General features: G+C 61.7%; 8 protein-coding genes. 6 read left to right on the top strand and 2 right to left on the bottom strand.

Annotation, left to right across the window (positions count from 1 at the left end; all coding sequences use genetic code 11):
- Both ABW043_RS08535 and ABW043_RS08530 read right to left on the bottom strand, forming a co-directional pair.
- Positions 1 to 930: ABC transporter substrate-binding protein (locus ABW043_RS08535; protein ID WP_353920793.1), on the bottom strand; the 930-nt coding region annotated here is incomplete at its 3' end.
- Between the two features lie 241 nt (positions 931 to 1,171).
- A complete protein-coding gene (locus ABW043_RS08530) occupies positions 1,172 to 2,125 on the bottom strand; it encodes a sugar-binding transcriptional regulator (RefSeq protein ID WP_353920792.1) in 954 nt (317 codons plus the stop codon).
- Positions 2,126 to 2,296: 171 nt separating this feature from the next.
- On the opposite strand from ABW043_RS08530, the gene ABW043_RS08525 reads away from it, so the two are divergent.
- The 6 genes from ABW043_RS08525 to ABW043_RS08500 all read left to right on the top strand — a co-directional run bounded on the left by ABW043_RS08525 (position 2,297) and on the right by ABW043_RS08500 (position 9,130).
- The gene (locus tag ABW043_RS08525) at positions 2,297 to 2,779 is read left to right on the top strand and encodes an NUDIX hydrolase (protein ID WP_353920791.1); all 483 of its coding nucleotides are present in this window, start codon (positions 2,297 to 2,299) and stop codon (positions 2,777 to 2,779) included.
- Between the two features lie 365 nt (positions 2,780 to 3,144).
- Positions 3,145 to 3,507 (top strand): hypothetical protein, encoded by a 363-nt coding sequence (locus ABW043_RS08520; RefSeq protein WP_353920790.1) that lies wholly within the window; start codon positions 3,145 to 3,147, stop codon positions 3,505 to 3,507.
- Positions 3,508 to 3,535: 28 nt separating this feature from the next.
- Entirely contained in the window at positions 3,536 to 4,939 is a 1,404-nt protein-coding gene (locus ABW043_RS08515; protein WP_353920789.1) for a TolC family protein, read from the top strand.
- Between the two features lie 108 nt (positions 4,940 to 5,047).
- Positions 5,048 to 7,192, top strand: coding sequence for a type I secretion system permease/ATPase (locus ABW043_RS08510; protein WP_353920788.1), 2,145 nt, complete (start codon positions 5,048 to 5,050; stop codon positions 7,190 to 7,192).
- Complete coding sequence (locus tag ABW043_RS08505) at positions 7,189 to 8,517, top strand: HlyD family type I secretion periplasmic adaptor subunit (RefSeq protein WP_353920787.1); 1,329 nt, start codon at positions 7,189 to 7,191, stop codon at positions 8,515 to 8,517. The genes ABW043_RS08510 and ABW043_RS08505 overlap by 4 nt, the downstream gene beginning before the upstream one ends.
- On the top strand, positions 8,507 to 9,130 hold the full coding sequence (locus tag ABW043_RS08500; RefSeq protein WP_353920786.1) for a ribbon-helix-helix domain-containing protein: 624 nt from the start codon (positions 8,507 to 8,509) through the stop codon (positions 9,128 to 9,130). Before ABW043_RS08505 ends, ABW043_RS08500 begins: the two co-directional genes overlap by 11 nt.
- Positions 9,131 to 9,191 lie beyond the last annotated feature (61 nt).

The raw sequence follows: 9,191 nt of genomic DNA, 5'->3' as shown, positions 1-9,191 counted from the left end.
ATTCTGCGAGGAAGCGGGGATGGCGAGGGACCAGGCCCAGAGCCAGTTGCCACGCTTGCCAAGGCCGGTATCCGGAGCCTGGGCAAAGCCGACCTTATCGGCAACGGTGGAGTCGGTGGGATTGGTCACGAAGGATGCGGCGACGGTGGCGTCGATCCACATGCCACACTTGCCCTGCTGGAACAGCGTCAGGTTTTCATTGAAGCCGTTGGACGAGGCGCCCGCCGGGCCAGCATCGGCCATCAGCGAGAGATAGGTATCGAGGGTATTCTTCCACTGCTCGGTATCGAACTGGGGCTTCCAGCTTTCATCGAACCAGCGGGCGCCGAAGGAGTTGGACATGGCCGTCAGGAAGGCCATGTTTTCGCCCCAGCCAGCCTTGCCGCGGAGGCAGATGCCGTTGATGTCATTGGCGCGGTCGGTCATGGCACGGGCGGCTTCGCCGATGAATTCCCAGGTCGGGGCTTCCGGCATGGTGAGGCCGGCTTTTTCCATCAGGTCGGTGCGATACATGATGAAGGAGCTCTCGCCATAGAACGGGGCGGCATAGAGCTTGCCATCGACCGAGAGGCCGCCGCGGATGGCGGGCAGCAGATCGTCGACGTCGTAGTCGGCATCGGCGCTGAGCGCGTCGAGGGGTTTCAGCCAGTTCTGCTTGGCCCAGATCGGCGCTTCATAGGTGCCGATGGTCATGATGTCGTATTGGCCGCCATTGGTGGCGATGTCGGTGGTGACGTTCTGGCGCAGCGTGTTTTCTTCCAGCACGACCCAGTTGAGCTCAATGCCAGTCTCTTCGGTGAAGGCGCTCGATAGACCCTGCATGCGGATCATGTCGCCATTGTTCACCGTGGCGATGGTCAGCGTCTGCGCCGAAGCCGAGCCGACAAGGGCAAGCGTCATCGCGCCCACGAAAAGGGGTGTCAGTTTCATTGAAGTCCTCCCAAGACAAGGCGAGTTTTTGCTCCTGTCGTGAGCAAATGTTCACTGGCTGAGCAGATATGTCAATAGGGGCAACGCGCAGCGTCAGGAGGTACGTGCGTCAGGTTGTGGGGATTTACGGGAGAAAGAGCGGAGAGCGGTCCGGGAAAATACAAATTTCCCGGACGATTGCTCACGATAACGCATCACCAGGAAAAGCCCGGCTACGGATTGGGGAGAAGGGGTTGTAGCCTCAGGCGAGCAGCAGCTCGGCCGTGCGCTCGTCGGTGATGACACCATTGACCAGCCGCCGATTGAGCGCGGCCCGGATGGCCGGCGCCTTGTGGCGGCCCATGGCGAGGCCGACAACGAGGCTCGATTCGCGGGACGGAATGGGCGCCGAGGCGACGCGGTCGTTGATCAGGCCCTCGATAAGCCGGCCTTCGGCATCAAAGCACCAACCGCAGATTTCGCCTACCGCGCCGGCCTTCTGTAGCATCTTGTGGTCGGCTTCGGAGATAAAATTGTCGAGCAGCAGCGGCGCCCTGGGTCCGAGGTCGCCAATGCCGACAAAGGTGGCATTGGCTTCGGCGGCGAGGGCCACGGTCGCCTTGATCATCGGCTGACGATGCAGCATTTCGCGCTCGGCGGCCGAGGAGGCGATGACCGGCAACGGCATGGGAAAGCTGCGGGCCTTCACCGTATCGGCGACATTGAAGATGACGTTGTAGAACGCGGCCGAGCCATCGGGCGCGATATTGCCGGTGAGCGACACGACCTTGTGCTGCGGGCATTCCATGGGCTGGATCTGCTCGATGGCCGCTTTCAGCGTACGGCCGGTACCGATGGCCATGGTGATCGGCTCCGGGCGGACCAGCCAGCGCTCGATTTCGGCAGCACCCGCCTCGGCAACGCCGATGGTAGTGGAGTCGCTGGCCGGGTCGGAGGGCACCACTTCGACGAGATCGAGCGCGAAGCGCGACTTAAGGCGCGCGCCGAGATCCATGCAGCGGCCGATGGGGTGATCGAGGCGGACCTTTATCAGGCCCTCGCTGACCGAGAGCGAGACGAGCCGCTGCGCCGACTGGCGAGAAATGCCCATCTTGGCGGCGATCTCTTCCTGAGTATTGCCGGCGACATAATAGAGCCAGCCGGCGCGGGCGGCATCGTCTAGCCGGGTCGCAGTGTTCTCTTGTCGCGCAGCCATTCGTCGTCACCCTGTCCGTCGCGCGATTAAGCGCGATTGGCGGGAAAGGGCAAGTGCGCCGGGGAGACCAACTCTTAAGTGAACGCCTGAATGAACGCGTGTGCATTGCCTTTCTGCGCAATGCGGCGCACTCTATTTAAAGCATGAGTCGATGCTTGTTCAGGAACACGTATGGCGAATACCGCGCCCGCCATCTCTGCGCTTTGTCATCAGGTCGCCGCGCTACCGTGGCGGCGAGAAGCTGACGGCTCGATTTCGGTACTGCTCATCACCTCCCGCACCAACGGAAAATGGATGCTGCCCAAGGGCTGGCCGATCAAGGGCCTGAACGAGGCTGAATCCGCGCGACAGGAAGCCCTGGAAGAAGCCGGCGTCGAAGGCATCATCGATACCCAGGCCGTCGGCTCCTATCGTTATTCAAAGCTCTTCAGCGATGGATCGAGCACGCCCGGCCAGGCTGTGATTTTCCCCCTTGCCGTCACGCGCGAGAAAAAGGGCTGGAAAGAGAAGGGGCAACGCCAGCGCCGCTGGATGTCGCCACGCGAAGCCGCCGAGGCCGCCCACGAACCGGACCTGTCGCGGTTTCTTGCCGACCTCGCCGCTGGCGACGTCATGCTGCCCGAGACCAGTGAGGCACGGGCGGTCGCGCTTTAATGGCGGCGATCTAGACGCCCCTATCTCGGCTCCAGGCCACAAAAATTTCTGTTGATGACCGAATTGATAGGGAAATACTTGGCCCATGGGCCGCTTAAATACTTCTCATTCCGTGCAAAACTATCGCGGGGCCGGCGCTGGACTCTTGCACCCAAGTATTCACCCCGGCGAAAAAAAGCTGCTGACTTTACCGATAGATAGCTGAGGCGTACGGATTTTTTCGGTCGTTCCAATGGCATCCGCTATTTCTGTGAGTGTGTCGATTGCGCATCGCGCCTTGGTTAAAAAAGTGCTGATCGCCTGAGAGAACTTGCGCAAGTCTCACCCCCCAAGTAAAAGTCGCTCAGTTTGGGGACATAACGAACATGATGGTAAAGTCGTTGCTGCGATCCGTGCTGATCGCCGGCGGTCTTGTTCTGGCGGGGAGCGCCGGAGCCGCAGATTTGAACATTTACCGTAGCGCGAGCTGCACCAGTTACACGCAGTCGACGCTGCCGTCGCAGCCACGTGACGTCGTCAAGCAGACGCTCTGGGATAATTTCCAGGACGCCGAGGCCGGCATGAACGATCCGCGTGTGCAGGCATCCCGCCAGCAGGCTTTCACTTGGGCCATGGAAACTCGCTGGGCGTGCACTGCAGCCATCGGTTATCTCAACGGCGGCAATATTGACGAAGAATCAATCCAGAAATGCGATTGTTTCCACCAGCGTTATATTTCGCTCAAATAAACCCGCGGCTTGCAGAAAGTAACATTCGATGAAGAATTCTCTGCTCAAGGCGCTACTACTCTCAGGCGTTGCCCTGCTGACGACCGTTAGCGCCAATGCCATGAGCCTGCGCGATGCCGTGCAGGTTGGACTTGAGACCAATCCGCAGATCGGCCAAGCCATTCAGAACCACGACGCAACCGGTTTTGAACTGAAGCAGGCTCTCGGGCTCTACGCTCCGCGTGTCGATCTCGAAGCGTCGACCGGCGTTCAGATGCTGAACACGCCGTCGCGCCGCGCGGCTGGCATCAACAACGACGCACTTTACCCGACCCAGATCGGCGTCGTTGCCTCGTTTGATCTCTACGACGGCGGCTTCCGTGACGCCGAAGTGCTGCGTCAGTCGGCCCGTGTCGATAGCGCATCGTATCGCGTTCTTGAGCGCAGCGAATTCATCGCCCTGCAGATCGTCCGCGTTTACTACCAGCTCATCCTGCAGCAGCAAATCGTTGAACTCAGCCGCCAAAACGTCGCCTTCCACGAAGGTATCGTGAGCGACGTGGCCGCTGCCATCGACAGCGGTCAGCTCACCGAAGCCGATCGCTTCCAGTCGATCGAACGTATGGCCGCTGCCCGTGCACGCCTGACCGAAGCCGGCGTTGAGCTTGCTGCGGCCCAGATCGAATTCAGAAGCTATGTTGGACTGATGCCCGGCGCTGTGAGTGCACCGCCGCGCGCTTCTGGCTCCATCCCCTCCTCGCTTGAGGTGCTGATTGCCAAGGCGATCCTGAACAATCCGCGCACTCTGACGGCTGCCGCCGATATCGATGCGGCCTCCGCGCTCGTCGATCAGGCTGAGGCTGGCCTTCGTCCCAAGCTCTTGCTCGAAGGTCGCGCCAGCACCGGCTACGACATTTCCGGCACCGATGATTTCAGCTCCGACGCGAGCCTCAAGCTCTCGATGCGCTGGAACATCTATGATGGTGGCATCAAGGCCGCCGCCGTTCAGGAAGAAACGCGCCGCGAAAGCGAAGCCAAGCTTGCCTATGACCAGACGGTCCGCGAAGTCGAGCAGGCGATCCGTGAATCATGGCTGCGCCTGCAGAGCCAGGGCGAGCTGGCTTCGGTCTATGACCAGCAGCTCAATTCCTCGGCCGAACTCGTGACCTCGTACCGCGATCAGTTCAAGATCGGCGAGCGCTCGCTGCTCGACGTGCTCGATGCGCAGAACACCCGCGTCAACGTGCAGATCCTGCGCGAGACGGCACGCTTCAGCGTCATGTTCGCCGAGTATCGCGTTCTGGCAGCCAGCGGCACGCTCCTCGGCTTCATGGGCGTACAGGCCCATAGCACCGCGGTTGCCGACTCGCGTGCTGCGATCGACGCGAAATCGTGGGAAGACTCGGAGCCGCGCACGCTCTCGCCATTAACTATTCCGACACTCGGAAACTAAGTTCGGCGCTATAATTGCGCCTTTTGGACAGGTCCATGCGATACTATTGGACTGTCGTGGGCCTGTCCGGAAGTGCACCATGCTTAATTTGAGAGTGGCAGACTAGTCATGTCCGCCGTTTCCCCTGCCGATACGCCAGGGAATGGGAGCCTCGATCCCGTTCTCGACTGCGTTCGCTTTCTTGCCCGCGCCTGGCGAAAAGCCGACTCGCCATCAACATTGACGGCGGGCCTGCCGCTCAAGGACGGGCTGATGGATGTCAGCCTGATCGAGGCAGCCTTTGCACGCATCGGCGTTACCGTCCGCCCGGTCAACGAAGCGCTGTCCCGTTTCAAGGACTACGACTTCCCGGCCATTCTGCTGCCGGGTGATCGCCCACCTCTGGTGATCCTGCGCAAGATCGGCTGGCGCATGTATCGGGTCTATGACCCGCTGGTCGGCACCGAACAGAATATCGACGCCAGGACGCTCGACGCCCGCCGCGTCGCGAGCTTTCTCTGCCCCTTCCCCAATTTCGAAAACGTGCAGGACTATTCCGGCCATCGCTTTGCGCGCACCGGCCACTGGTTCTGGTCGGTGGTGCGCGGGCACATGCGCAGCATCTGGTATGTGCTGCTCGCCGCAGCCTTCATCAACGTCTTCGCTCTGGCCTTCCCGCTCTTCACGATGAACGTCTACGACCGGGTGCTGCCAAACTCGGCGCAAACGACGATGTGGGTGCTCGCCATAGGCGTGGCGCTGGTGTCCATATTCGACCTGTTGCTCAAGTTGGCGCGCGCCGGCGTGATCGAATTTGTCGGACGTTCCATCGACTTCCGCCTGTCCTCGGCCTTGTTCGACCGGGTGCTCAATACGCCGATGGCCAACCGGCCGGCCTCGACCGGCGCCTTTGTCAGCCGCATCGGCCAGTATGAAGTGTTGCGCGAGTTCGTCGCGGCCAGCACGCTGGTCATGTTCGTCGACGCGCTATTCCTTGGCATCTTCGCCTATATCATCGCGCTCCTTGTCGGCTGGCTGGTGGTTTTCCCACTCATTGCCGGCGTCATTGCCCTGGGCATGACGCTTGTCGTCGGCATCCTGTCGGGTCGAGCCGTAAAGTCCGCCCTCGCCGAGTCTTCCGCACGCAATTCGGTTCTGGTGGAAGCCCTGACCAGCGCCCAGACGGTGAAGGCCTCCCGCGCCGAAGGACAATTGCTGCGCCGCTGGGAAGCAGCAGTGCTTGCTTCATCCCACACGCAGGACCAGTTGCGGATGCTGCAGTCGGTCGCCACCAATTCGACGGCTGCGCTGTCCCAGCTTTCCCTCGTTGGCATCATCGTGGGCGGCTCCTATGCCTTTACCACGGGCGAAGTGACCACGGGCGCCATCATCGCCGCCATGATGCTGTCAAACCGCCTGATCGCGCCGATCGGCCTGATCGCGTCGACACTTCTGCGCGCCCGCACGGCGATGGAAGCCTATCAGACCGTCGACTCCATCATGAAGCTGCCGGACGAGCGTCCAAACCGGCAGAACCAGACCCAGCGCGTCGTGCAGACCGGGCGGATGTCGTTCAACAAGATCCGCTTTGCCTATCCCGGCACCAAGGTCTTCGTGCTCGACGGCATTTCCTTCTCGGTCAAGCCGGGCGAAAAGGTCGGCATCATCGGCCGCATTGGCTCGGGCAAGACCACGATCGGCCGCCTGATGGTCAACTTCCACCGCGCCACCGAAGGCGAAGTGTCGATCGATGGCATCGATATCGACCAATACCACCCCGACGATCTGCGCCGCGCCGTGGGCTTCGTGGTCCAGGACCCCGAACTCTTCAACGGCAGCGTGCGCGACAACATCTTGATGAGCGATCCCGGGGCCACCGAAGAGCGTCTTCTCACCGCCGCCCGGCGTGCCGGCGTGGAAGACTTCGTCTCCCGCCATCCCCAGGGCTATGACATGCCGGTGGGCGAACGCGGCATGCTGCTATCGGGCGGGCAGCGGCAGGCGATCGCGCTGGCACGTGCTATGCTCGTCGAGCCAAAGATCCTCTTCCTCGACGAACCGTCCAGCTCCATGGATCTGGCCACCGAGCGGCAGCTGATCAAGCACCTCGAGACCAGCATGACGCCGGACCAGACAGTGTTGATCGCGACGCATCGCTATAGCCTCCTGTCGCTGGTGTCGCGTCTCCTCGTCATCGACAATGGCCGCCTCATCGCCGACGGCCCCAAGGACGAAGTCCTCACCCAGCTTCGCAGCCGGGGAGAAGGCGCATGAATTCGCTCGGGCCCGGAAACCAGAAGGCGCGGGACTACTATCTGCCGGCCGAAAAGCCGCCGCGCTCCTGGACCTATGTCATTGTCATCGTCACCGCCACGCTTTCGGCCTTCCTGCTTTGGGCCAACTGGGCGGAAGTCGATCAAATCAGCCGGGCGGAAGGCAAGGTCATCCCTTCGGGCAAAACCCAGATCATCCAGAGTGCCGAGCCTGGCGTCGTCAGCGATATTCTCGTGCGCTCCGGCGAGCAGGTGTCTGCCGGCCAATTGCTGATCCGGCTTGATGACACCAACACCGCCTCGAGCGCCGGCGAAGTCGAGGCGCGGGTTCTCGCGCTTCAGGCGCAGACCGAACGTCTACGCATCGAGAGCCAGAGCCTGCCGATCGAGATGTATCGCTGTCCCAACCTGGTGGCCCTGCAGGCGCCGGAGGTCTGCGACGCCGAGATCGAACTCCTCAAGTCGCGCCTCGAAAACCTGACCAGCACGACCGATGTGCTGGCCCAGCGCGTCGAGCAGCGGCAGCGCGAAATCAACGAGCTTGCAGCCAACAACACCCGGCTGCAGAACAGCCTCGACATCACCAAGCAGCGCCTCGACCTCATCGCTCCGATGGCGGAACGGGGTCTGGCCGCCCAGACCGACCTCCTGACGCTGCAGGCGGAAGTCGCCGACATTACCGGCCAGATCGCGGCATCCGAGCAGAGCGCCGGGCGCCTCAACGCAGCGCTGCGCGAAGCGCAGTTGCAGGTGGAACAGGCCGACCGTCAATTCCGCCAGGAGGCCCTCTCCGAACTGACGCAACGCCGCGCCGAACTCGCAAGCGCCGAACAACAATTGCGCGGCGCGACCGATCGGGTGAGCCGCACCGAAATTCGTTCGCCCGTGGATGGCATCGTCAACAGCATCGATGTCTCGACGATCGGCGCCGTGGTGCAGGCGGGCGCAAGGCTGATGGACATCGTGCCCAAGTCCGACTTCCTCCTCGTGGAAGCAAGACTGAAGCCGGCCGATGTCGCCTTCGTCATTCCCGGACAATTGGCCCGCATCAAATTCACCGCCTATGATTTCTCCATCTATGGCGGCATCGAGGGCGTGGTCGACAATGTCGGCGCCGATAGCATCGTCGATCAGAACTCGCGCGAAACCTACTATCTCGTCACGGTGCGCGCCGACAGAACTTCGCTCGACTATAGAGGCCAGGAACTTCAAGTCCTGCCCGGCATGGTGAGCACGGTCGATATTATCACCGGCCGCCACTCGATCCTCCAATACTTGCTGAAACCAATCAACAAGGTGCAGCAGGAGGCCTTGATTGAACGATAGCCTCGAGGGTCCGGACCAGACCGCGCAGGCCGCCGTTGAAGGCGCCGCCGACTGGGCGATCCCTGTCTTCCGCACCATCAACACCCCATCGGGCCGGCACGCGCTGAGGCTGGAAGCTGCCTTCTGGGACGGCCTTGCCCGCCTCGCGCAGCATGAAGGTCGCAAGACGACGGACCTCGTCCGCGAGCTGGTCGTGCTCGACCGGGGTGTCGGCGCCAATCTGTCGAGCACCATTCGCAGTGCCGTGGTCAAGCGCCTGCTCGACCGCGATGCGGCCCTCGCGCCACTGACCGCGCCGCTGGCGCTCGTCAAGCTGATGCAGTTGGCGCCCCTGCCCTCCTTCGCGCTCAATCGGGCGAAAACCCTAGTGCGCGTCAACGAGGAATTCGTGCGCTATCTGCGCAATGCGCTGTCAAAAACCGGGCCGGTCGAAAAGGCGCAATTGAAGCTTGATCAGGCGGCCGAAACCCTCTTTGCCGAGATCGCTCCAGGCACGGCGGTCGAGTGTGGAATCTCGATCCGGCTCGACAATCACGAGCACCGAACTCAGGCCCGGATCGTCATCCCACCGACCCTTTCCCACCCCATTCTGGTGGGTTTCATCGGCCACTGAACCTATTCAGGCGAAACTACATATCCCGGTATGCTGGTGAAGTTAAGGTTAAGTAAATAAC

This window comes from Devosia sp. (assembly GCF_040509215.1).
Taxonomy (GTDB): domain Bacteria; phylum Pseudomonadota; class Alphaproteobacteria; order Rhizobiales; family Devosiaceae; genus Devosia.
This window is presented reverse-complemented; position numbering and strand designations above follow the sequence as displayed.